This is a genomic window from Bradyrhizobium sp. CCBAU 53338, assembly GCF_015291665.1.
GTDB lineage: Bacteria > Pseudomonadota > Alphaproteobacteria > Rhizobiales > Xanthobacteraceae > Bradyrhizobium.
The window spans coordinates 6914828-6936504 of sequence record NZ_CP030048.1 but is presented as its reverse complement, the minus strand read 5'-3'; the positions used below and the strand labels follow the sequence as shown (position 1 = coordinate 6936504).

19 protein-coding genes are annotated in these 21677 nt (G+C 65.0%); 9 read left to right on the top strand and 10 right to left on the bottom strand.

All coding sequences use genetic code 11. The features are described 5' to 3' along the window. The first annotated feature begins 306 nt into the window (after nucleotides 1-306). The 4 genes from thrC (at nucleotide 307) to XH90_RS32625 (ending at nucleotide 4424) form a co-directional block, all read left to right on the top strand. Nucleotides 307-1725: a threonine synthase gene (gene thrC / locus XH90_RS32640; RefSeq protein ID WP_194478328.1), complete on the top strand. Its 1419-nt coding sequence runs from the start codon at nucleotides 307-309 to the stop codon at nucleotides 1723-1725. Next, nucleotides 1722-3011 carry a pitrilysin family protein gene (locus XH90_RS32635; RefSeq protein ID WP_194478327.1) on the top strand — a complete coding sequence of 430 codons (1290 nt, stop codon included), beginning with the start codon at nucleotides 1722-1724 and terminating at the stop codon, nucleotides 3009-3011. The genes thrC and XH90_RS32635 overlap by 4 nt, the downstream gene beginning before the upstream one ends. Nucleotides 3012-3050: 39 nt before the next feature. After that, nucleotides 3051-3638 carry a GNAT family N-acetyltransferase gene (locus XH90_RS32630; RefSeq protein WP_194478326.1) on the top strand — a complete coding sequence of 196 codons (588 nt, stop codon included), beginning with the start codon at nucleotides 3051-3053 and terminating at the stop codon, nucleotides 3636-3638. 132 nt (nucleotides 3639-3770) lie between these two features. Continuing rightward, nucleotides 3771-4424 (top strand): hypothetical protein, encoded by a 654-nt coding sequence (locus tag XH90_RS32625; protein ID WP_194478325.1) that lies wholly within the window; start codon nucleotides 3771-3773, stop codon nucleotides 4422-4424. 122 nt (nucleotides 4425-4546) lie between these two features. Here the strand turns inward: XH90_RS32625 and XH90_RS32620 are convergent, their stop codons facing one another. From XH90_RS32620 to XH90_RS32600, 5 genes are all read right to left on the bottom strand, one after another. Then, on the bottom strand, nucleotides 4547-5032 hold the full coding sequence (locus tag XH90_RS32620) for an ATP F0F1 synthase subunit B (protein ID WP_194478324.1): 486 nt from the start codon (nucleotides 5030-5032) through the stop codon (nucleotides 4547-4549). 5 nt (nucleotides 5033-5037) lie between these two features. After that, nucleotides 5038-5604, bottom strand: a complete 567-nt coding sequence (locus XH90_RS32615) for a F0F1 ATP synthase subunit B (protein ID WP_194478323.1) — start codon at nucleotides 5602-5604, stop codon at nucleotides 5038-5040. 62 nt (nucleotides 5605-5666) lie between these two features. Continuing rightward, the gene (locus XH90_RS32610) at nucleotides 5667-5894 is read right to left on the bottom strand and encodes a F0F1 ATP synthase subunit C (RefSeq protein WP_092238250.1); all 228 of its coding nucleotides are present in this window, start codon (nucleotides 5892-5894) and stop codon (nucleotides 5667-5669) included. A 53-nt stretch (nucleotides 5895-5947) separates the two neighbouring features. Next, nucleotides 5948-6697 carry a F0F1 ATP synthase subunit A gene (locus XH90_RS32605; protein ID WP_194478322.1) on the bottom strand — a complete coding sequence of 250 codons (750 nt, stop codon included), beginning with the start codon at nucleotides 6695-6697 and terminating at the stop codon, nucleotides 5948-5950. Between the two features lie 114 nt (nucleotides 6698-6811). After that, nucleotides 6812-7186, bottom strand: coding sequence for an AtpZ/AtpI family protein (locus XH90_RS32600; protein ID WP_194478321.1), 375 nt, complete (start codon nucleotides 7184-7186; stop codon nucleotides 6812-6814). Here XH90_RS32600 and XH90_RS32595 point away from each other — a divergent pair. The 3 genes from XH90_RS32595 to XH90_RS32585 are packed head-to-tail and all read left to right on the top strand — an operon-like array spanning nucleotide 7067 to nucleotide 8626. Then, nucleotides 7067-7528 carry a hypothetical protein gene (locus XH90_RS32595; protein ID WP_194482913.1) on the top strand — a complete coding sequence of 154 codons (462 nt, stop codon included), beginning with the start codon at nucleotides 7067-7069 and terminating at the stop codon, nucleotides 7526-7528. The two genes, XH90_RS32600 and XH90_RS32595, sit on opposite strands and share 120 nt — an antisense overlap. 42 nt (nucleotides 7529-7570) lie before the next feature. Continuing rightward, nucleotides 7571-8104 (top strand): hypothetical protein, encoded by a 534-nt coding sequence (locus tag XH90_RS32590; RefSeq protein WP_194478320.1) that lies wholly within the window; start codon nucleotides 7571-7573, stop codon nucleotides 8102-8104. A 48-nt stretch (nucleotides 8105-8152) separates the two neighbouring features. Further along, complete coding sequence (locus tag XH90_RS32585; RefSeq protein WP_194478319.1) at nucleotides 8153-8626, top strand: secondary thiamine-phosphate synthase enzyme YjbQ; 474 nt, start codon at nucleotides 8153-8155, stop codon at nucleotides 8624-8626. A gap of 78 nt (nucleotides 8627-8704) precedes the next feature. Here the strand turns inward: XH90_RS32585 and XH90_RS32580 are convergent, their stop codons facing one another. Further along, nucleotides 8705-10330 carry an MFS transporter gene (locus XH90_RS32580; protein ID WP_194482885.1) on the bottom strand — a complete coding sequence of 542 codons (1626 nt, stop codon included), beginning with the start codon at nucleotides 10328-10330 and terminating at the stop codon, nucleotides 8705-8707. A gap of 343 nt (nucleotides 10331-10673) precedes the next feature. Here XH90_RS32580 and XH90_RS32575 point away from each other — a divergent pair, with 343 nt between their 5' ends. Further along, nucleotides 10674-11345, top strand: coding sequence for a response regulator transcription factor (locus tag XH90_RS32575; protein WP_194478318.1), 672 nt, complete (start codon nucleotides 10674-10676; stop codon nucleotides 11343-11345). A 395-nt stretch (nucleotides 11346-11740) separates the two neighbouring features. Here XH90_RS32575 and XH90_RS32570 read toward each other — a convergent pair whose 3' ends face one another. After that, entirely contained in the window at nucleotides 11741-13348 is a 1608-nt protein-coding gene (locus XH90_RS32570) for an IS1182 family transposase (RefSeq protein WP_194475735.1), read from the bottom strand. Between the two features lie 994 nt (nucleotides 13349-14342). Here XH90_RS32570 and XH90_RS32565 point away from each other — a divergent pair. Next, nucleotides 14343-15374, top strand: coding sequence for an alpha/beta fold hydrolase (locus XH90_RS32565; RefSeq protein WP_194478317.1), 1032 nt, complete (start codon nucleotides 14343-14345; stop codon nucleotides 15372-15374). A 20-nt stretch (nucleotides 15375-15394) separates the two neighbouring features. Here the strand turns inward: XH90_RS32565 and XH90_RS32560 are convergent, their stop codons facing one another. From XH90_RS32560 to XH90_RS32550, 3 genes are all read right to left on the bottom strand, one after another. Further along, nucleotides 15395-18904 (bottom strand): PAS domain-containing hybrid sensor histidine kinase/response regulator, encoded by a 3510-nt coding sequence (locus XH90_RS32560; protein WP_194478316.1) that lies wholly within the window; start codon nucleotides 18902-18904, stop codon nucleotides 15395-15397. Between the two features lie 196 nt (nucleotides 18905-19100). Then, entirely contained in the window at nucleotides 19101-20330 is a 1230-nt protein-coding gene (gene hemA / locus XH90_RS32555; RefSeq protein ID WP_194478315.1) for a 5-aminolevulinate synthase, read from the bottom strand. 214 nt (nucleotides 20331-20544) lie between these two features. Continuing rightward, nucleotides 20545-21606 carry an MBL fold metallo-hydrolase gene (locus XH90_RS32550; protein ID WP_194478314.1) on the bottom strand — a complete coding sequence of 354 codons (1062 nt, stop codon included), beginning with the start codon at nucleotides 21604-21606 and terminating at the stop codon, nucleotides 20545-20547. Nucleotides 21607-21677: the final 71 nt, after the last annotated feature.

Sequence of the window (21677 nt, the reverse complement as noted above, 5' to 3'; positions counted from 1 at the left end):
GAAAAACAGGAACGTTCGGCGCTGCGCGCCGTTTTTCTCCTTGACGATCCCATGACGGGCGACGATAGCTCGAACCGACGATTTCGGGGCAGGTGCCCCACCACGGAAAACCGGGTCTGCACACATCAACGACAGACCTTCCAAGAGAGGGGCTGCGGCATCGCCGCAGCCCCTTTTCGTTGGGGCATGGTGCGGCCCGGCAAAACCCTCTATGGTGCCGCAAGCCTCTGGCTCAAGAACTAGGAACATCGTGAAATCAAAGGCTTAAGGCCCGAATTCAAGCCGGGCCGGCCTTTGGAGGGCAGTTTGACTCGTTATATCTCGACCCGGGGCGAGGCCCCTGAGCTCGGCTTCTGTGACGTGATGCTGACCGGGCTCGCCCGCGACGGTGGCCTGTACGTGCCGGTAACCTGGCCGCAGCTTTCGACCGAGACCATCGCCGGCTTCTTCGGTCGTCCCTATTGGGAGGTCGCGGTTGACGTCATCCGTCCGTTCGTCGGCGGTGAGATGTCCGACGCCGAGCTCGGCCGCATGGCGAACGAGGCCTACGCCACCTTCCGCCATCCGGCCGTGGTGCCGCTGCGCCAGATGTCGCCGCATCAATTCGTGCTGGAGCTGTTTCACGGTCCGACGCTCGCCTTCAAGGACGTGGCGATGCAGCTGATCTCGCGGCTGATGGATCATGTGCTGGCCAAGCGCGGCCAGCGCACCACCATCGTGGTCGCGACGTCGGGCGACACCGGCGGCGCGGCGGTCGAGGCCTTCGCAGGGCTCGATAATGTCGACCTCATCGTGCTGTTCCCGCACAAGCGCATCTCCGAGGTGCAGCAGCGCATGATGACGACGACAGGCGCCGCCAACGTCCACGCGCTCGCGATCGAGGGTAATTTCGACGACTGCCAGGCGCTCGTGAAGGGGATGTTCAACAACCATCGCTTCCGCGATGCGACTTCGCTGTCCGGCGTCAACTCCATCAATTGGGCGCGCATCGTTGCCCAGGTGGTCTACTACTTCACCTCGGCGGTCGCTGCCGGCGCGCCGGCGCGCGCGGTAGACTTCATCGTGCCGACCGGCAATTTCGGCGACATTTTCGCAGGCTACGTCGCCAAGCGCATGGGACTTCCGGTTCGCACGCTGCGCATCGCCGCCAACGTCAACGACATCCTCGCCCGCACGCTCAAGACCGGCATCTACGAGGTGCGCGAGGTGCACGCCACCGCCTCGCCGTCGATGGACATCCAGATCTCCTCGAACTTCGAGCGGCTGCTGTTCGAAGCGAGCAATCGCGATGCGACCAGCGTGCGCCGGCTGATGGATTCGCTGAAGCAGTCGGGCCGCTTCGTGCTGCCGGATGCGACGCTGGCCGCGATCCGCGCGGAATTCGACGCCGGCCGCGCCGACGAGACCGAGACCGCCGCTGCGATCCGCGCCGCCTGGCGCGAGGCCGGCGAACTGGTCGATCCGCACACGGCCGTGGCGCTCGCGGTCGCCGATCGCGACACCACCGACACGACCGTGCCCAGCATCGTGCTCTCGACCGCGCATCCCGCCAAATTCCCTGATGCGGTGGAAGCGGCCTGCGGCCAGCGGCCGCAACTGCCGGCCTGGCTCGACGGTCTCATGACCAAATCCGAACACATGAAGGTGATGAAGAACGATCAGGCCGAGGTGGAGCGGTTCGTGCTGTCGGTCAGCCGCGCCGCTAAACAGGGAGTTGCCGGATGAGCGTCGAGATTTCCAAGCTTGCCTCCGGCCTGACCGTCGTCACCGACAACATGCCTCACCTCGAGACCGCAGCGCTCGGCGTCTGGGCAGGCGTCGGCGGTCGCGACGAGAAGCCGAACGAGCATGGCATCTCGCATCTGCTCGAGCACATGGCGTTCAAGGGCACGACCGGGCGTTCCTCGCGCGAGATCGTGGAGGAGATCGAGGCGGTCGGCGGCGACCTCAATGCCGGCACCTCGACCGAGACGACGTCCTACTATGCCCGCGTGATGAAGGCCGACGTGCCGCTGGCGCTCGACGTGCTCGCCGACATCCTGGCCAATCCCGCCTTCGAGCCCGACGAGCTGGAGCGCGAGAAGAACGTCATCGTGCAGGAGATCGGCGCAGCCCAGGACACGCCCGACGACGTCGTGTTCGAGCATCTCAACGAGCTCTGCTATCCCGACCAGCCGATGGGGCGCTCGCTGCTCGGTACCGCCAAGACCTTGCGCGCCTTCAACCGCGATTCGCTGCGCGATTACCTCGCGACGCATTATCGCGGCCCCGACATGGTGGTGGCGGCGGCCGGTGCCGTCGACCACCAGCAGGTCGTGGCCGAGGTCGAGAAGCGTTTTGCAAGCTTCGAGGCGACGCCGGGACCGAAGCCGCAAGCGGCCATGTTCGGCAAGGGCGGCGCCAAGGTCGTGCATCGCGAGCTCGAACAGGCGCATCTGACGCTGGCGCTGGAAGGCGTGCCGCAGACCGATCTGTCGCTGTTCTCGCTCCAGGTCTTCACCAACATCCTCGGCGGCGGAATGTCGTCGCGGCTGTTCCAGGAGGTGCGCGAGAAGCGCGGCCTCTGCTACTCCATCTATTCGTTCCACGCGCCCTATACCGATACCGGTTTCTTCGGCCTCTACACCGGCACCGATCCCGCCGACGCGCCGGAGATGATGGAGGTCGTGGTCGACATCATGAATGATTCGGTCGAAACCCTGACCGAGGCCGAGATCGCCCGTGCCAAGGCGCAGATGAAGGCGGGCCTGCTGATGGCGCTGGAGAGCTGCTCCTCGCGCGCCGAGCAGCTCGCCCGGCACGTGCTGGCCTATGGCCGGCCGCAGACGGTGCAGGAGCTGGTGTCCCGGATCGACGCGGTCAGCGTCGAATCGACCCGCGATGCGGCGCGTGCACTGCTTTCGCGCAGCCGCCCTGCGGTGGTTGCATTGGGCAGCGGCAGGGGTCTGGACACGGCGGTGTCTTTTGCGGAAGGATTGACCCGGGCGCGCGCCAAGGCGCGGCTGCACTAGGAGCCGCGCCAGGGACCGCCCGTCCCGGGAAGCATCACCATGGCCCTGTTTCGACTGCCATCCAGTGGACCTGCTGCTCTCGCCCCCCGCGGCAACGGCCTGCTGCTGCGCGCGCCGCAGATGTCGGACTTCTTGCAGTGGGCGCATCTGCGCGAGAGCAGCCGCGATTATTTGACGCCCTGGGAGCCGATCTGGCCGTCGGACGATCTGACCCGGTCCGGCTTCCGCCGCCGCCTGCGCCGCTATTCCGAGGATATCGCCGCGGACCGTTCCTATCCCTTCCTGATCTTCCGCGAGCTCGACGGCGCCATGGTCGGCGGCATCACCCTGGCCAATGTCCGGCGCGGCATCGTCCAGGCCGGCACCATCGGCTATTGGGTCGGACAGCCCCACGCCCATCGCGGCTACATGACGGCGGCGCTGCGGGTGCTGCTGCCGACGCTGTTCGGCGAGCTCAACCTGCACCGGGTCGAGGCCGCCTGCATCCCCACCAATGCGCCGTCGATCCGGGTGCTGGAGAAATGCGGCTTCTCCCGCGAGGGCCTGGCGCGCCGCTATCTCTGCATCAACGGGGTCTGGCAGGACCATCTGCTGTTCGGCATGCTGCATGAGGATTTTCGCGGCTGAGCGGAGCTCGCGCGTACGCCGGGTTCACCCTTTTCCTGTCTTGTTTTATCGCCTTGGGATCGCCGATTTTGGCGATATAACCCGCACGAGCCGGCGATCGGCCGGGAATGTTGTCATGGAGTACTGGCGTTCATGAATGAGCTTCGATCATTGCGGAATGCGCTGCGGCGGGGCCCGGTGATCGCGCTGGCGCTGTCGGTCTCGTTCGCGACCATCTCGCCGGTCGCGGCGCAGTCCTTGACCGACCGCTTCAAGAGCCTGTTCGGCGGCAAATCCGACGAGCAGCCTGCCCAGCCCAAGCCGGCGCCTGCGCCAGGCCAGCCGGCCGCCGATGACGATATCGAGTGCCCGCAGGTCACGGTGCGCGCCGGTGCGTCCACCTACGGGGTCGGCGCGACCGGCAAGCCGGCCGTCGGCAACGACGTGCGTTTCCAGGCCTCGATCACCAAAATGGCGCGGGAATGCGCCCGCAATGGCGGCGAGATCACCGCGCGCATCGGCATCCAGGGCCGCGTCATCGCAGGCCCCGCCGGCGCGCCTCCCACGGTCGAGGTGCCGCTGCGCGTTGCCGTTGTGCAGGGCGGCGTCGGCGAGAAGGTGATCGCCTCAAAGGCCTACCGGACCACGGTTGCGATGTCGGACAACGGCAGCGTGCCCTTCACCTTCGTCGCCGAGGACCTGTCCTATCCGGTGCCGTCGGCCGCAGTCGCCGATTCCTACATCTTCTACGTCGGTTTCGACCCGCAGGCGCTCGGTCCCGAGCCGAAGGCGCGGAAGAGGAAGTAGCAACGAGCTCGGTCGTCATGCTCCGGCTTGCCGTCTTCGCTGCAGCTTCGCCGGCCCAGCGTCCCCAACAAAAAAAGCCGGCGCTATCAGCGCCGGCTTTTTGATCGGGGAGGCGTCTGCCCTCAGTTCAGCTTCTGGCGAACCTCGGTGATGCCCTTGGCGAGCAGGTCGTCGGCGACCTGGCCCTTGACCGACTGCGACAGGATCGTGGAAGCGGCCTGGACGGCGGCTTCCGCGGCTGCGGCGCGGACATCGGCCAGCGCCTGGGCCTCGGCGAGCGCGATCTTGCTCTCCGCGGTCTTGGTCCGGCGGGCGACGAAGTCTTCCATCTTCGCCTTGGCCTCGGTCGCGATGCGCTCGGCTTCGGACTTGGCGTTGGCGATGATGTCGGCGGCCTCGCGTTCGGCGGAGGCGCTGCGCGCCTTGTAGTCGGCGAGCACCTTGGCGGCCTCCTGCTTCAGGCGTGTCGCGTCGTCGAGCTCGGCCTTGATGCGGTTGGCGCGGTGGTCGAGCGCCGTCATCGCCGACTTGAAGATCCCGAGATAGCCGAACACGACCATCAGGATCACGAAGGCGACGGCGACCCAGGTTTCAGGATCGAAGAACATATCGACTAACCCTTCAAGGACGCATCAACGGCGGCATTGACCGATGCCGCATCCGGAACGACGCCGGTGAGCTGCTGCACGATGGTGCCTGCCGCATCGGCCGCGATGCCGCGGACGTTGCTCATGGCGGCCGTGCGGGTCGAGGCGATGGTCTTCTCCGCCTCGGCGAGCTTGGCCGCCAGCTGCTCTTCCAGGGCCTTGCGCTCGGCTTCCGCCTGCGCATTCGCCTTGTCGCGGGATTCGTTGCCGATCGCCTGTGCGCGCGAACGCGCCGAAGCGAGCTCGCCCTCATAGGCCTTCAGCGCCGCGTCGGACTGGTCCTTCAGCGTCTGCGCCTCGGCGAGGTCACCCTCGATCTTGTTCTGACGCGCCTCGATCGCACCGCCGACCTTCGGCAGAGCGAGCTTGGACACGATCACGTAGAGCAAGACGAAGAAGATCGCGAGCGACACCAGCTGCGAAGCGAAGGTGCTGCTCTCGAACGGCGGAAAACCGCCGCTGTGATGACCGCCATCGGCTTCAGTGTGAGCGTCGGTCGCCGGACCCTTCGCCCCGCCATGACTCTCGGCCATGGAGTACTCCTGTTGCTGTCACGCGCCGCTTCGGATGAAGCGGCGCGATAAGAAGTCGTTCTTCAGAAAACGAACAGCAGAAGCAGCGCGATCAGCAGCGAGAAGATGCCGAGCGCTTCGGTCACGGCGAAGCCGAAGATCAGGTTGCCGAACTGGCCCTGAGCGGCCGACGGGTTGCGGACGGCCGCGGCGAGGTAGTTGCCGAAGATCACGCCGACGCCGACGCCCGCGCCGCCCATGCCGATGCATGCGATGCCCGCGCCGATAAGTTTTGCTGCTGTCGGATCCATTTTAGACTCCTTGGAAGAAAGATTGGGTTTTGGGTGGAAATTCCCCGGACCGCTTAGTGTCCCGGATGAATGGCGTCGTTGAGGTAGATGCAGGTCAGGATCGCAAACACATAGGCTTGCAGGAACGCGACCAGGATCTCGAGGGCGTACAGCGCGATGGTGAGCGCCAGCGGCAGCACGCCGCCGACCCAGCCGATGGCGCCGAGCGAGAAGCCGAGCATGGCGACGAAGCCCGCGAACACCTTCAGCGCGATGTGGCCGGCCAGCATGTTGGCGAACAGACGAATGCTGTGCGAGACCGGCCGCAGGAAGAACGACAGGATCTCGATGAACATGACCAGCGGCAGGATGTAGCCGGGGACGCCGTGGGGAACGAAAATCGAGAAGAATTTCAGGCCGTTCTTGGCGACGCCGTAGATCAGCACGGTGAAGAAGACCAGCAGCGCCAGCCCCACGGTGACGATCAAATGGCTCGAGATCGTGAAGGTGTAGGGAATGACGCCGACCAGGTTCGAGACGCAGATGAACATGAACAGCGAGAAGATCAGCGGGAAGAACTTCATGCCTTCCGAGCCGGCCGTCGAACGGATGGTCGAGGCGACGAATTCGTAGGAGATCTCGGCGACCGACTGGAGGCGCCCGGGAACCAGCTGCGTGCCGCTCGCCAGCATCAGGATCGAGATGATGGCGACGGCCACCAGCATGTAGAGCGACGAATTGGTGAAGGCGATCGTTTGATGGCCGATATGGCCGATCGTGAAGAGAGGCTCGATGTTGAACTGGTGGATCGGATCGATTTTCATCGGCGCGGCATCTCTTGGTCTGCCGGGCAACGCCGGCGGGTCTCGGTCTGCCGGCCGGGCCGGCCCGCACCGGCGAAGCCGGCGCGACATTCCTCTCCTCGTGTCGGATCGGCCTTAAGAACCACCGCGCCTGTTCTGACCCGCGCCCGCCGATCTCACCACGTTCACCACGCCGGCCACGAAGCCCAGCAGCAGGAACACGATGAATCCGAAGGGCGACGTCGACAGCAAGCGGTCGAAACCCCAGCCAATCCCCGCTCCGACAGCGACACCGGCGACCAACTCGGAGGATAACCGAAAACCAAGCGCCATCGCCGAGGCTCTGGCCGCTCCGTCTCCACCGTCACCTGCGGGTTGCTCGGTCTTGATGTGGCGATCGCGAAATTCGGACAACCGCTTATCAAGACTTCCGAGCCGTTCGGAAAGCGCAGCTTCCTCAGGCGATCTATCGCGATCTCCATTCTCGCCGTGTCCCGTGTCTTGAGCCATGCCACGAAGACCCGAAACGCTGCGGTTGAATGGAAATTACGCCCGCCACCCTCAAAAGCCGCGCGGACCATACTGACCGCACATAATCAAGTCAAGCCAAGTCACGATCGCGTCGTGTTCGTTTATATATTTGATTTTATTCATGATATTGCCTTGCGCGCCAGCGCTGCACACAGCGTGACGCCGCACCGCAGCAGCTCTCCGCGCGATCTGCCGATATGGCCGATATTTCGCCGCTCTGGTTGGATCAAAGCGATGGCCGCCAATGTTGATTTCGCGGATGCGGTTTTTGACGGCGGATTCGCGGGTGTTGGCGATGCGCCATGGCCCGCCGGGGTGTAGAATCCTTCGATGGGCCACCTGCGCGGCGTGGCGGAGAGCGCGATGAGACCTGCGAAATCATCCACAACATCATGGCTTGCGGCCGCGATCGTCGTGGTGACGACCGTCGGCGGCGGCCTGGTTGCCGCGCAATCGGCGCCCGACGGCGAAAACGGCCGCTACAGCATGACGCCGATCCCCGAAGGCGTGCTGCGGCTCGACACCCGCACCGGCACGGTCTCGACCTGCACCAAGAACGACGCCGGCTGGGCCTGCTACGCCGTGCCCGACGAGCGCTCGGCGCTCGATGCCGAGATCGGCCGTCTCCAGTCCGAGGTCGAGAAATTGAAGGGGCAGCTCGCCGCCGGGCCGACCGTCTCGGGCAAGATCGACGAGGCGCTGCCGAAGTCCGATTCCCTGAAGAAGTCCGAGCCGCAGGCAAAGGAACCAAAGGTCGCCGAGGGCGAGCGCAAGTTCGAGATTCCGCTGCCGAGCGACCAGGACATGGACCGCGTGATGTCGTTCCTGGAAAAGGCCTGGCGCCGGCTCATCGACATGGCCAATCGCGTGCAGAAGGACGTGTCGGGGAAGATTTGAATTTTGTCGCCCTGGCTTTCGGCAGGACGACTCGACGAGGGACCTTTCATGACGTCGACCAAGTCCGTCACTCGCTCCGCGCCATCGTCGGTGCAAGCCACCAAGATCGTCTCGTCGCTCTTGACGGTGCAGACGCCCGGTTGCGGATTCACCGATCTCACCGGCGACGTCGCGAAGTTCATCAATGAGGCGCGCGCCGGCGAAGGCGCATTGACGCTGTTCATTCGCCACACCTCGGCGTCGCTGACCATCCAGGAAAACGCCGACCCTTCCGTGCTGGTCGATCTCGCCACCGCGCTGTCGCGGCTGGCGCCGGAGAATGTGCCGTGGACGCACGACACCGAAGGGCCCGACGACATGCCCGCGCACATCAAGACGATGCTGACGCAGACCTCGCTGCACGTGCCGGTGCTGGGCGGCAGGCTCGCGCTCGGCACCTGGCAGGCGGTCTACCTGGTCGAGCACCGCGCGCGTCCGCACCGGCGCGAGGTCGTGCTGCAATTCATCGGCAGCAATCAGTAGACGGCAAAACAAAACCGGCCGCGGAGGCCGCGGCCGGTTCGTTTGGATGCTGCCGGCCTCGTGCCGGCCAGCGCGCAATCAGGTCGACTGGATATCGACGTCCTTGGTTTCCGGCAGGAACAGGAAGCCGACCACCGCCGTGATGACGGCGAACACGACCGGGTACCAAAGGCCGGCGTAGATATCGCCGGTCGAGGCCACGATCGCGAACGCGGTCGCCGGCAGCAGGCCGCCGAACCAGCCGTTGCCGATGTGGTAGGGCAGCGACATCGAGGTGTAGCGGATGCGGGTCGGGAACAGTTCGACCAGCATCGCCGCGATCGGGCCGTACACCATGGTGACGAAGATCACCAGGACGAAGAGCAGGCCGATGATTGCGGCAACCTGCGGACGGAAGATGTCGAACGGGTTGGACATCTTCACGATGCCGGGGTCGCCCGCCTTGGGATAGCCCGCCGCCGCGATCGCAGCCGTGATCGCCGGGTTGCCCGCCTTCGCGTCGGGATAGGCGATGTCCTTGCCGTTGATCATGACCTTTACGCCCGAGCCGGCCGCGCCGGCGCTCGTCGAGTACTTGACCGACGAGGCGGCGAGGAAGGCGCGGGCAGTGTCGCAAGGCGCGGTGAAGACACGGGTGCCGACCGGATTGAACAGGTCGCCGCAGCCCGCGGGATCGGCCACCACCTCGACCTTCGTGGCCTCGATCGCCTTTTCCAGCGCGGGGTTGGCGTTGCTGGAGATCATCTTGAAGATCGGGAAGAAGGTCAGCGCCGCGATCAAGCAGCCGCCGAGGATGATCGGCTTGCGGCCTATCCTGTCGGACAGCACGCCGAACACGACGAAGAAGCCGGTGCCGAACAGCAGTGACCACGCGATCAGCAGGTTGGCGGTATAGCCGTCGACCTTGAGGATCGATTGCAGGAAGAACAGTGCATAGAACTGGCCGGTGTACCAGACCACGCCCTGGCCCATGGTGCCGCCGAGCAGCGCCAGCAGCACGAGCTTGCCGTTCTGCCAGTTGGCGAAAGCTTCCGTCAGCGGCGCCTTCGAGCTCTTGCCCTCTTCCTTCATCTTCTGGAAGATCGGCGATTCATTGAGGCGCAACCGGATCCACACCGACACGCCGAGCAGCAGCACCGAAACCAGGAACGGGATGCGCCAGCCCCAGGCCGCGAAGTCCGGCTCGCCGGTCGCGGTGCGGGTGAACAGGATCACCAGCAGCGACAGGAACAGGCCCATGGTCGCCGTGGTCTGGATGAAGGAGGTGTAGTAGCCGCGCTTGCCGTGCGGGGCATGCTCGGCGACGTAGGTCGCAGCACCGCCATACTCCCCACCGAGGGCCAGGCCCTGCAACAGGCGCAACGCGATCAGGATCACCGGAGCGGCAAAGCCGATGGTTGCCGCACTGGGCAGCAGGCCGACGATGAAGGTCGACAGACCCATGATCAGGATGGTCACGAGGAAGGTATATTTGCGGCCGACGATGTCGCCGATGCGGCCGAAGACGATTGCGCCGAAGGGGCGAACCAGGAAGCCTGCGGCAAAGGCCAGCAATGCGAAGATGTCGCGGGTCGCCGGCGGATAGGCCGAGAAGAACTGCGCGCCGATAATCGGGGCCAGCGATCCGTAGAGATAGAAGTCGTACCATTCGAAGACAGTGCCGAGTGACGATGCGAGGATGACGAACCGCTCATCCTTCGTCATGCCGGTCGATCTTGCCGACGTTGCAGCCATTGTGGACATCGTGAATGCGCTCCCCGAAGCTCGTTTCCTCACGTCCCGGCTGTCCGGGCATGCCGGATCAACCGAGGTCTTGCCTCAAAGTAACATCGGCGTGAAACCCGCCCCAATACGACTTTCGGCCGGGCGCCCTGACACGCAACTGACGATGTGGGTGTATAGTGCAGCACCCGGCACACGGGCTGCGGATTAACCCCTTTCCGGCAAAGGAATATTGTGCCCTTGCATGCCACGGCCGGCCGGGAAAGAATTGACCATTGCGCCGGTCCGGATTACTGGCGCTGACGTGAACGACAGCAAGAGATCGATGAACGCTCCTTCCACCCATCTCGTCATTGCCGATGACCACCCGTTGTTCCGCGATGCACTGCGGCAAGCGGTGGCGGGCGTCCTCAGCACGGCGAAGATCGACGAGGCCGGATCGTTCGAGGACCTGACAAGGCTCCTGGAACAAACCTCCGACGTCGATCTGGTCCTGCTCGACCTCTCGATGCCCGGCATCTCCGGCTTCTCCGGCCTGATCTATCTGCGCGCGCAATATCCCGCGATCCCGGTCGTGATCGTCTCGGCCTCCGACGACAGCGCCACGATCCGCCGCTCGCTCGATTTCGGCGCCTCCGGCTTCATCCCGAAGCGGTTCGGGGTCGAGACGCTGCGCGACGCCATCCTCAAGGTGATGGAGGGGGATGTCTGGGTTCCTGCCGACACCGACCTGACGGCCGCTTCCGACCCCGACATGACCAAGCTGCGCGACCGCCTGGTCACGCTGACGCCGCAGCAGGTGCGGGTGCTGATGATGCTGTCGGAGGGACTGCTCAACAAGCAGATCGCCTACGAGCTCGGCGTCTCCGAGGCGACCATCAAGGCGCATGTCTCGGCGATCCTGCAAAAGCTCGGCGTCGAGAGCCGCACCCAGGCCGTGATCGCCGCCGCGAAGATCGCCGGCAGCCAGTGGAAGCAGGGCACCCCGGCCGGGTAAGGCGCTGATGCGCGCGAGCGCGAAGCGCAACCCGTTCGGCCCGCTATCGCCGCATCTTTCTCGGCATCGACACGCACACCGCGCGCCCGTGATCTCGATCGCGGAAACGACCTGTCATGCTCGACGCCGGGGCGCTGGCCGCACTCGTTGCGACGATGAGCGGCAAAACACCCGCTTATGGCGTCTAGTTCCAGGTTGAGCGGTCCGGGGGGCGAACTCCGCCCGACGCTTCGCCCCGGTTCTGTGGCGGGCTGGGCGCAAAAGCCTTGGCGCGCGCTGGGCGAGCGCGCCGAACATCAATTGCGCGGTCTTCAAGGAATCGATTCCATGAGCACGCTCACCCCAAGCTCTTGGGCTGTTCGTCGAGGCTGGGCAAGAATTGGGCGTTGGCGGCTTCAGACTGGAACGAAGCGGCCAATTGGGAGCGGCGGCCGGATATTGGTCCAAAGTGCCTCTGGAGTGACCTGGATGTGCTGCAGGAGGGCTGCGAGGATACCTCGGCAAATGACAAGCGTCTTTGCGAGCGCAGCCAGGAACCCGTCAAATCCAAGGATGTTGAGCGCACGGGTGAAATTGTAGCAGAGCGCCATCAGGCTCCATTCGCCGCGGACCTTGTCGAAGCCGCGGACCAGAAAATGACGATAGCCGGCACGGCATTTGAGCGTGCCAAACGGATGCTCGACAATCCCCGAACGACGGCGCATCAGCTCGCCCGCGCCCTGCATCCGTGCGCGGTGGCGTTCGAGAACATCTTCATGCTCCCAGCGACCAATGGTGCGGTAGGTGGTGGTTGGTGAGAGACAGCGGACCTTGAGCGGGCAGCTCCTGCAGGTCACTCCGCGGGCCGCGTAGCGGATCTCGACGCGGCCACTGACGTTCTTTTGCCTGCTCTTGAACGGATGCAGCAGCTGGCCCGCGGGACAGCGGTAGGCGTCGATTGCGCCGTCATAGTTGAAGTCCTTGAGCGCGAAGCGGCCTTGCTTCTCGAGCCGCGCGTTAGCTTCGGGCAGCGGCACATAGGCGATGATGCCCTCGTCCTCGCAGGCCTTCAGTTCGACACTGCTGTAATAGCCCTCATCGGCCAGCGCCTGCAGTGTCTCGGCTCCAAGGGCCTCTTTGGCCGCCTTGGCCATCGCAGAGAGCTGTCGAACATCACTGCTGTCGTTGACCACCTCACTCGCGACAATGAGCTTGTGCTTGTCGTCAACCGCGGTCTGCACATTGTAGCCTGCAATGCCCTGACCGTTCTTGACCAGAAGCCGGGCATCCGGATCCGTCAGCGACATTTGTGTCTCGCCACTCTCTTCCAGCCGAGCCACATCGGCCTCGGCACGCGAACGCTTCGCCATCAACGCCGCGACCTTCGCACCGATATCGCCGCCATCTCCTCGGCCATCACCGCCCGCGCGATCCGTCCCCGGCTTCTTGGCCTCTGTTGCATCATTGTCTTCAAGAGACTTGCGGTAAGCCTCGATCTCCTGGTCCAGCCTTGCGATCTGCTCGCCAAGCCGCCTGCGCGTGAAGATGGAAGCCTTGCTGGCGTCGCCCTGGAACAGGGAACCATCAATCGCTACGATCGTGCCGCCGACAAGCCCAAGCTCCCGAGCCAGCAGCACGAAGCTCCGGTTCGTGGCCTTCAGCGCCTTCCAGTTCTCCTTGCGGAAGTTGGCAATCGTCCGATAACCCGGCTTCAGTCCCTTCAGCAGCCAGATCAGCTCCAGATTGCGGCCAGCTTCCCGCTCTAGCCGGCGCGACGACCTGACCTGGTTGATGTAGCCGTAAAGATAGAGCTTCAGCAGATCGGCAGGATCGTACGGCGGCTGCCCGACTTCTTCCGCGCCACGATCCGCGTGGCCGAAGCCAAGCTTTGCAAGATCGAGCGCGCAAACGAAGCCATCGATCGCTCGCACCGGATTGTCCGGCCCGACATAGTCCTCAATCCGCGCTGGCAGAAGACTGGGTTGCTCCCGGCTCTCGCCGGTCTTAAATGTGCGATTCGCCATAAGACGAATCCTACATCAACTCTCAAAAAATCCCGTTCTTGCCCAGCCTCGTCGGGCAAAACAGCAGCGGGTAGGTCAATCGGCCTGCGCCAAAATATTCTACTTTACCGAAATTCGGTTTTGTCGTATGTGTCGCCCATCCTGATCCGGCGAAAAGGGGCGGTCGTACGTCGTCACGAGCCGCGGATCGGGTCGCGGTGGACGCGGGCAGCGCCGTCGCGGATGCGGGTCGCAGGGCGGGGCGATGGATTGAGCCGAACCCCGTGAGCGTCTCGCAAGCCGCGTTGTACGAACGGCGCTCGATGTCTTGCGAAGCCTCTTGGCGAAGCAGGGTCGCTTGCGTACGGCAAAACCGTGTGGTCCCGGCCGTCGTCGCTACGGTCAAGCCTTGCGGATGCGGCATTGCGCCAACCGGCGCGGTGCCGGTGACTTCCGTCGGGCGAGGGAGGCCAGAAGGAATTCGGCTCCCGGGAGAGCACGGCATAAGCCGTCCAACCATCGCGCAGGGAAGGCCGTGTGTTCGGCCACACCTGTATGCCGCTGTGCAGTTCTTTTTGCGCTACATGCGCACAGCGGACCGTGGGTGCCGGCCGGCACCCGGCCTTCCCTGCGCCCTTTGTTTTGAGGGCGTGACGCGAACAGCAAACCCCGGGCGAAACGCGCCGCGGGAAGGCGAAGGTATGTCTGCAAGTAGCGAACTGAAACAGCGAGGCTGCGTCCTCATACTCCCGCAATGACGAGTTCTTGAAGGCCATGGCCCGTCAATCTCACAGGAGAGTGCGTTGATCCGGGTTCCAGAAGCCCTAAGCAAGCCCTGCTTGCAGATCCCCGCAAGCGGATGCCATGCCGGCCTCACAACTTCTCACAAGTCCAAACGAGCCTTTCAGGGCAGGCGCTGATAGTCAGCTGCGTGACGGCACGAAGAGCCCAACCGAGCCACGCCTGTGTCGATCTGACCTGACGACTCGGACGATCATCAACAAGGCACCAAGAGATGAAACAGATTATCGACCAGCATCGCCGCCGCTTCCTCGGCATCGCCGCCGGGGTCGCCACCGTCGGCCTTGGTTCGATCGACCTCGCGCACGCCGAAGCCGCAGCCTCGGCATCCCCGGCGACGAAGGCCTCCTTCGGCACGATCAAGCAGATCAAGGCCGGCGTGCTCGATGTCGGTTACGCCGAAGCCGGCCCCGCGACCGGCCCGGTCGCGATCCTGCTCCACGGCTGGCCCTACGACATTCACAGCTTCGTCGACGTCGCGCCGATCCTGGCGCAGTCCGGCTATCGCGTCATCATCCCCTATTTGCGCGGTTACGGCTCGACGAACTTCCTCTCCGGCGAGACGCTGCGCAACGGGGAGCCGGCGGCGCTGGCCGTCGACATCGTCGCGCTGATGGATGCGCTCGAGATCAAGAAGGCCGTTGTTGCCGGTTTCGACTGGGGCGCGCGCACCGCCGATATCATCGCGGCGCTGTGGCCGGAGCGCTGCCGCGCGCTGGTGTCGGTCAGCGGCTATCTGATCTCCAGCCAGGCTGCGGGAAGTGCGCCGCTGCCGCCGGCGGCCGAACTGCAATGGTGGTATCAGTTCTACTTCGCGACCGAGCGCGGCCGCGCCGGCTACGAGAAGTACACGCATGATTTCGCCAAGCTGATCTGGAAGCTGGCTTCGCCGCAGTGGAAGTTCGACGACGCCACCTTCGATCGCAGTGCGAAGGCCTTCGAGAACAAGGATCACGTCGCGATCTCGATCCACAATTACCGCTGGCGGCTCGGGCTCGCCAAGGGCGAGGCGAAGTACGAGGACATCGAAAACAAGCTCGCGGCTGCTCCGATCATCAGCGTGCCAGCGATCACGATGGAAGGCGATGCCAACGGCGCGCCGCACCCCGATCCCGGCGCCTACGCCAAGAAGTTCTCCGGCCGCTACGACCATCGCCTGGTCACGGGCGGCATCGGTCACAACCTGCCGCAGGAGGCGCCGCAGGCCTTTGCCAAGGCCGTCATCGATGCCGACGGGGGCGCCTGAGAATTCCCGGCGGCGGCTTGCTATTCCGCCGCCACCATCTGCTGCGTCCGCCATTGTCCGAGCAGGGCGCGCAGCGAAGCCGGCTTCACCGGCTTGTTCAGCACGGCGATCTTCTCGTCGCGGGCAGCCGTTTGCACGGCGGGGCTGCGATCGGCGGTAATCAGGATCGCGGGGATATCGTCGCCGAAGCGGCGGCGAATCTCGCGGATGGCAGCGATACCGTTGCCGCGATCGAGGTGATAGTCGACGAGCAGCCCGGTCACGCGACGGCCGGCGGCTTCGATCGCCGATATCGCGCCTTCGGGGTCGGTGACCGCGATCACCTCGGCGTCCCAGGCCTTGAGCAGCGTCCGCATGCCGTCGAGGATCGCGGCGTCGTTCTCGATGCAGACGATCAGCGCGCCGGTGATCGAGGTGCGCGCCAGCGGCGTTGCACTGGTCACCGCCGCGGTCAGCGTCACGGCCTTCGCGGTCGGGACCGTCACGGAGAACAGCGAGCCGCCGCCGGCATTGGCGTCGATGGCGATGTCATGTTTGAGCACCCGCGCCAGCCGCTCGACGATCGAGAGCCCCAGACCCAGCCCGCGCGCGATCCGCGCGCCCTGTTCGAGGCGGTGGAATTCCTTGAAGATCTCGCCGCGCTTGACCGCGGGGATGCCGACGCCGGTGTCGTAGACGCAGATCCCGAGCGCCGCCCCGTGCCGGCGGCAGCCGACCAGCACGCGCCCGCGCGGCGTGTACTTGATCGCGTTGGAGATCAGGTTCTGCAGCAGCCGTCGCAGCAGCAGCCGGTCCGACTCGACCGGCAGCGAGCAGGGCACGAAGGTGAGATCGAGGCCCTTGGCGCGCGCGATCGGCGCGAACTCGATCTCCAGCGAGCGCATCAGATCGGCCATCTTGAAGCTCGAGATCGAGGTTGCCATCGCGCCGGCATCGAGCCGGGAGATGTCGAGCAGCGCACCGAGGATTTCCTCGATCGCCTGCAGCGATTCGTCGATGTTCTCGACCAGCCGCGTCTCCTCGCCATTGTGCTGGCGTTCGACGAGACTCGTGACGTAGAGCCGCGCCGCGTTGAGCGGCTGGAGAATGTCGTGGCTGGCGGCCGCAAGGAAGCGCGTCTTGGAGATGCTGGCGTCCTCCGCGCTGCTCTTGGCCAGCGCCAGCTCCGAGTTCAGCCGGGTCAGTTCCTCGGTGCGGTCGCGCACGCGCTTTTCCAGCGTCGCGTTGGCGCGCTCCAGCGCTTCCGCCGCCTCGAAGGTCGGCGTCACGTCGGTGAAGGTGATGACGAAGCCGCCGCCGGGCATGCGGTTGGTGAGCACCTCGATCACCATGTGCCGCTCCGGCAGGCGTTCGAGATAGGGCTCGCTGTCGGTGGTGTAGGCCACGAGCCGCTGCTCGATCATCGCCTCGCGGTCACTCTTTCCGGCGGGATCGCTCACGCCCATGAATTCCAGGATCTCGCGCAGCGGCGTGCCGAACTGGATGAAATGCGGGGGTACGTTGAGCAGGTCGCCGAACTGCCGGTTGGAGCAGATCAGCTGCAGATCGGCGTCGAATACCGCGATGCCCTGGCGCACATGGTTGAGCGCGGTCTGGAGAATCTCGCGGTTGAAATGCAGCGCGGCATGGGAATCGTCGAGCAGCTTCAGCGCGGCCTTCGCGGAGACCGTGCGCTTGCGCAGCAGCAGCGACATCACGAGGCGCGAGGAGGCCGCCCCGATCGACGAGGCGATCAGGTGCTCGGCGTGCTGCAGCAGCTCGAAATCGGCCGGCGCTCCGGATTCCAGCCGCATGTTGCGCCGGGCCGAGAACGCCTCGAACGAATGCCGGGCGCGATCGGGCCCGAGATATTGCGCGACCGTGGTCTGGATGTCGTGCACCGTGATGGTGGTGCGCCAGCGGCGGAAGTTCGGGGCGATCGGGGCGAGCGTGTTGGGCACGAACAGATCGGCCTGCACCAGCTCGATGGACGAGGGCTGCCGCGCCAGCGACAGCAGCACGTAAGTGAGGACGTTGAGCGAGAGCGACCAGACGACGCCGTGCATCAGCGGCGGCAGGTCGGCGCCGAACAGCGCCTGCGGCCGCAGCGCCTCGATCCCGAACGGGCCATGCTGGAGCAGCAGGATCCCTGCCGTCGAGGAATCCATGAAGCTCGGTATGAACAGCGTGTAGAGCCACACCGCGAAGCCGACCAGCATGCCGCCGATGGCGCCGCGCGCGGTTGCGCGCCGCCACAGCAGTCCGCCGAAGAAGCTCGGCGCGAGCTGGGCGATGGCGGCAAAGGACAACAGGCCGATCGCCGCGAGCTGGGTGTTGCCGAGCGCGCGATAGTAGAAATAGGCCATCACCATGATGGCGAAGATGGCAAGCCGCCGCGAGCGCAGCAGGAAGTCGCCGAAGTCGGTGGTTCCACTGCGCCTCTCGGGCCGTCGCTGCAGCACCAGCGGCACCACGAGATCGTTCGAGACCATGATGGAGAGCGCGACGCATTCGACGATCACCATCGCGGTCGCCGCCGACAGGCCGCCGACGAAGACGGCGACGCTGAGAAGTCCGGCACCGCCCTCCATCGGCAGGGCCAGCACGTACATGTCGGGATCGACCGCGCCGAACGGGAACGTGATGAGGCCGGCGAGCGAGATCGGGATCACGAACAAATTGATGGCGACGAGATACAGCGGGAACATCCAGCGTGCCCGGCTGACCTCGGCGTCCGAGGAATTCTCCACGACGCTGACGTGAAACTGCCGCGGCAACAGCATGATCGCGCACAGCGACAGCAGCGTCATGGTCAGGAAGTTGCCGATCGACGGCGAATAGTCGATGGCGCGCACCGCTTCCGGCGTCTTCATCGCGCGCTCGATCAATTCGTGCGGCGAGAACATCCAGAAGGTGACGAAGATGCCGACGGTGAGGAAGGCCGTCAGCTTGATGATGGACTCGGTCGCGACCGCGAGCATCAGGCCGTGCTGGTGCTCGGTGGCATCGGTCTGCCGCGTGCCGAACAGCACCGCGAAGGCCGCCATCGCCAGCGTCACCATCAGCGCAATGTCGCCGAGGATCGGGATGTGGGAGAACGCCTGGTCCTCGCTCAGGATGACCTCGAGCGAGGAGGCGACGGCCTTGAGCTGGAGCGCGATGTAGGGCACCGAGCCGATGATCGCGATCAGCGCCACCGTTGCCGCCACCGCCTGGCTCTTGCCGTAGCGCGCGCCGATGAAATCGGCGATCGAGGTGATGTTGTGCGCCTTGGCAAGCTGGATCACGCGGCGGAGCACGCCGGCGCCGAGCCCGATCATCAGGATCGGGCCGACATAGATCGCGAGGAAGTCGGTCGAGGTGCGGGTGGCGAAGCCGACCGAGCCGAAGAAGGTCCAGGACGTGCAGTAGATCGCCAGCGACAGCGGATAGATCAGCCCGGCCGCGCGGCCGTGTCGGGCCGGCGAGCGGCGGTCGCCATGGCTCGCCACCAGGAACAGAAAGCCGATATAGCCGAAGGCGGCGGCGATCACGCCCCAATCGTGCATCATGGCGAGCGTGCTTCTCCCATGGCGCGGCAGCGCCCGTCTTCCGAAGGCGCGGGCCTCGCCCGCTGTCATTTTCCCAGCAAATCTAGCGCGTTGGCCGGGTGGAGGCGACAGCGAAATGCCAGGCGCAGGCGGGAACTGGGGTTGTCGTTAAGGTGCGGACCCCAACGTCGTCCTGGCTTTCACCAGGGATGGCAGATCACTCCGCCGCCAGCGACTTCTCGCGCAAGGGCAGGCCGAGGCGGTCCCAGACCTGCAACAGCGCTTCGGCGAGCTGATCGATCAGGCCGTCGTCGTGATAGGGCGAGGGCGTGATGCGCAGGCGCTCGGTGCCCTTGGCGACGGTCGGATAGTTGATCGGCTGGATGTAGATGTCGTGCTCCTCGAGCAGCATATCCGAGGCCTGCTTGCACTTCTCGGGATCGCCGACGAACAGCGGCACGATGTGGGTGTCGTTCGACATGACAGGCAGGCCGGCGGCGTTGAGGATCGCCTTGGTGCGGGCGGCGCGGTCCTGGTGACGCTCGCGCTCCCAGCTCGAGGTCTTCAGATGCTTGATCGCGGCGGTCGCGGCCGAGCAGATCGCCGGCGGCAGCGCGGTGGTGAAGATGAAGCCCGGCGCGTAGGAACGCACCGCGTCGATGATATGGCCGTTGCCGGCAATGTAGCCGCCGAGGCAGCCGAACGCCTTCGCCAGCGTGCCCTCGAGAATGTCGATGCGATGCATGACGCCGTCACGCTCGGCGATGCCGCCCCCGCGCGGGCCGTACATGCCGACGGCATGGACCTCGTCGACATAGGTCATCGCATTGTATTTTTCAGCGAGATCGCAGATCCTGGCGAGCGGTGCGACGTCGCCGTCCATGGAATAGAGGCTCTCGCAGGCGATCAGCTTCGGCCGGTTCGGACCTGCTTCCTTCAACTTCGCTTCGAGATCGGCCAGATCGTTGTGGCGGAACACGACGCGCTCGCAGCCGGACTGGCGGATGCCCTCGATCATCGAATTGTGGTTGAGCTCGTCCGACAGGATCAGGCAGTTCGGGATGAGCTTGGCGATGGTCGCGATGCCGGTCTGGTTCGAGACGTAGCCCGAGGTGAACAGCAGTGCGGCTTCCTTGCCGTGGAGGTCGGCGAGCTCGGCCTCGAGCTGCACCAGCGGATGATGCGTGCCGGCGATGTTGCGGGTGCCGCCTGCGCCGGTGCCGACGCGGGTCGCTGTCTCGACCATGGCGCCGACCACCTTGGGGTGCTGGCCCATGCCGAGGTAATCGTTGGAGCACCAGATCACGACGTCGCGCTTGCCCTTCGGCGAGTGCCAGACCGCGTGCGGGAACCGGCCGGCCGTGCGCTCCAGATCGGCGAACACGCGATAGCGGCGCTCGGTGTGGAGGCGATCGAGGGCGGAATTGAAGAATTCAGCGTAATCCATCGGTGCAACCTGAGACGGAACTGACCAAAAGGGCGCGATATCCTTAGAGCTTTTCCAGCTCCAATGTCTATGCGCTATCCCACATTTGGCCGTGAGGGGCATTTGGGCAAAATGCCCTATCGTGCGAATTGAAAGTTGATCCCGATCAAGTCCACGCGACTTATTATGCTGCTCTGCACCATCGATGCGAGGCCAGTCCCGCCGGCCTTTGCGCTCACGTCGTCCTGAACTGCAGCACGCCGTCCTTCGTCTCGGACGTCAGGCGGCCCTCGACGATCATGTAGTTGACGTGGGCGACGAGCTCGCCGGCGGCAAAGCCCATCTGGTGCTCGTCGAGCACGTGCTTGTTGAAGACGACAGGCACCAGCGCGCGCGAGGTCTGCGGCACCTCGCGGCAGGCTTCCGCGATCAGGCGGCAGCGCTCCTCGTGATGGTCGGCGAGCTGCTTGATGCGGGTCTTCAACCCGTAGAACGGCACGCCGTGGCCCGGCAGCACCAGCAAATCATACGGCAGTGTGGTGGTGAGGCTCGCGAGCGATGCCAGATATTCGCCGAGCGAATTCTGGTCGGGCTCGACCGCCCACACGCTGACGTTGGGCGAGATCTTGCTCAGCACCTGGTCGGCGGAGAGGAACAGCTTGTCGTCGGCGCAATACAGCATCACCTGGTCGAGCGCATGTCCGCCGCCGGTGATCACCTTGAAGCGGCGCGTGCCGATCACGACCTCGTCGCCATGCGAGATGCGGCGGTAGGACGGCGGCAGCACCGAGACGCGCTTGAGATAATCCTGGCCGCGGCCAAGCAGCTTTTCGGTGAGCGACTCGTCCATGCCGTGGCGGCGGAAGAACAGCCGCTGCGCCTCGCGCCGCTCCTCGGTGCCGCGGTTCTGGTGATAGACCGATTGCAGATATTCGACCTGCGACATCACCAGCGGGCATTTGAACCGCTCGACGATCCAGCCGGCGAGACCGACATGGTCGGGGTGCGAATGCGTGACGATCAGGCGCGTGATGTTGACGCCCTTCAGCGGCCCTTCGAACAGCCTGGTCCAGGCCTCGATCGTCTCCTCGTTGCCGAAGCCGGCATCGACCATCGCGTAGCCGTCGCCGTCGGCGAGCAGGTAGATGTTCACGTGGTTGAGGCGGAACGGCAGCTTCAGCCGCGCCCACAACACGCCGGGCCGCACCTCCACGACCTCTTCGGGGCCGGGATGCTGGTCCCAGGGATAGCGCAGGGCCTCGGCCGAGGACTGCACGGTGTCGGTTTTTGCGTTCATGCTACCCGCTTAAACCCACCGCGGGCGCCGCGCCAGCCGAAAAAGGACGCGCGGCGAGCCCGCATAGCGGT

Excerpts from the sequence above, each read along its gene's own strand:
- XH90_RS32565 (WP_194478317.1), top strand. The coding sequence starts at position 14,343 with ATGAAACAGATTATCGACCAGCATCGCCGCCGCTTCCTCGGCATCGCC.
- XH90_RS32630 (WP_194478326.1), top strand. The coding sequence starts at position 3,051 with ATGGCCCTGTTTCGACTGCCATCCAGTGGACCTGCTGCTCTCGCCCCC.
- XH90_RS32590 (WP_194478320.1), top strand. The coding sequence starts at position 7,571 with ATGAGACCTGCGAAATCATCCACAACATCATGGCTTGCGGCCGCGATC.
- hemA (WP_194478315.1), bottom strand. The coding sequence starts at position 20,330 with ATGGATTACGCTGAATTCTTCAATTCCGCCCTCGATCGCCTCCACACC.
- XH90_RS32610 (WP_092238250.1), bottom strand. The coding sequence starts at position 5,894 with ATGGATCCGACAGCAGCAAAACTTATCGGCGCGGGCATCGCATGCATC.
- XH90_RS32635 (WP_194478327.1), top strand. The coding sequence starts at position 1,722 with ATGAGCGTCGAGATTTCCAAGCTTGCCTCCGGCCTGACCGTCGTCACC.
- XH90_RS32570 (WP_194475735.1), bottom strand. The coding sequence starts at position 13,348 with ATGGCGAATCGCACATTTAAGACCGGCGAGAGCCGGGAGCAACCCAGT.
- XH90_RS32620 (WP_194478324.1), bottom strand. The coding sequence starts at position 5,032 with ATGTTCTTCGATCCTGAAACCTGGGTCGCCGTCGCCTTCGTGATCCTG.
- XH90_RS32600 (WP_194478321.1), bottom strand. The coding sequence starts at position 7,186 with ATGGCTCAAGACACGGGACACGGCGAGAATGGAGATCGCGATAGATCG.
- XH90_RS32605 (WP_194478322.1), bottom strand. The coding sequence starts at position 6,697 with ATGAAAATCGATCCGATCCACCAGTTCAACATCGAGCCTCTCTTCACG.
- XH90_RS32585 (WP_194478319.1), top strand. The coding sequence starts at position 8,153 with ATGACGTCGACCAAGTCCGTCACTCGCTCCGCGCCATCGTCGGTGCAA.
- XH90_RS32615 (WP_194478323.1), bottom strand. The coding sequence starts at position 5,604 with ATGGCCGAGAGTCATGGCGGGGCGAAGGGTCCGGCGACCGACGCTCAC.
- XH90_RS32550 (WP_194478314.1), bottom strand. The coding sequence starts at position 21,606 with ATGAACGCAAAAACCGACACCGTGCAGTCCTCGGCCGAGGCCCTGCGC.
- XH90_RS32625 (WP_194478325.1), top strand. The coding sequence starts at position 3,771 with ATGAATGAGCTTCGATCATTGCGGAATGCGCTGCGGCGGGGCCCGGTG.
- XH90_RS32560 (WP_194478316.1), bottom strand. The coding sequence starts at position 18,904 with ATGATGCACGATTGGGGCGTGATCGCCGCCGCCTTCGGCTATATCGGC.
- XH90_RS32580 (WP_194482885.1), bottom strand. The coding sequence starts at position 10,330 with ATGACGAAGGATGAGCGGTTCGTCATCCTCGCATCGTCACTCGGCACT.
- XH90_RS32575 (WP_194478318.1), top strand. The coding sequence starts at position 10,674 with ATGAACGCTCCTTCCACCCATCTCGTCATTGCCGATGACCACCCGTTG.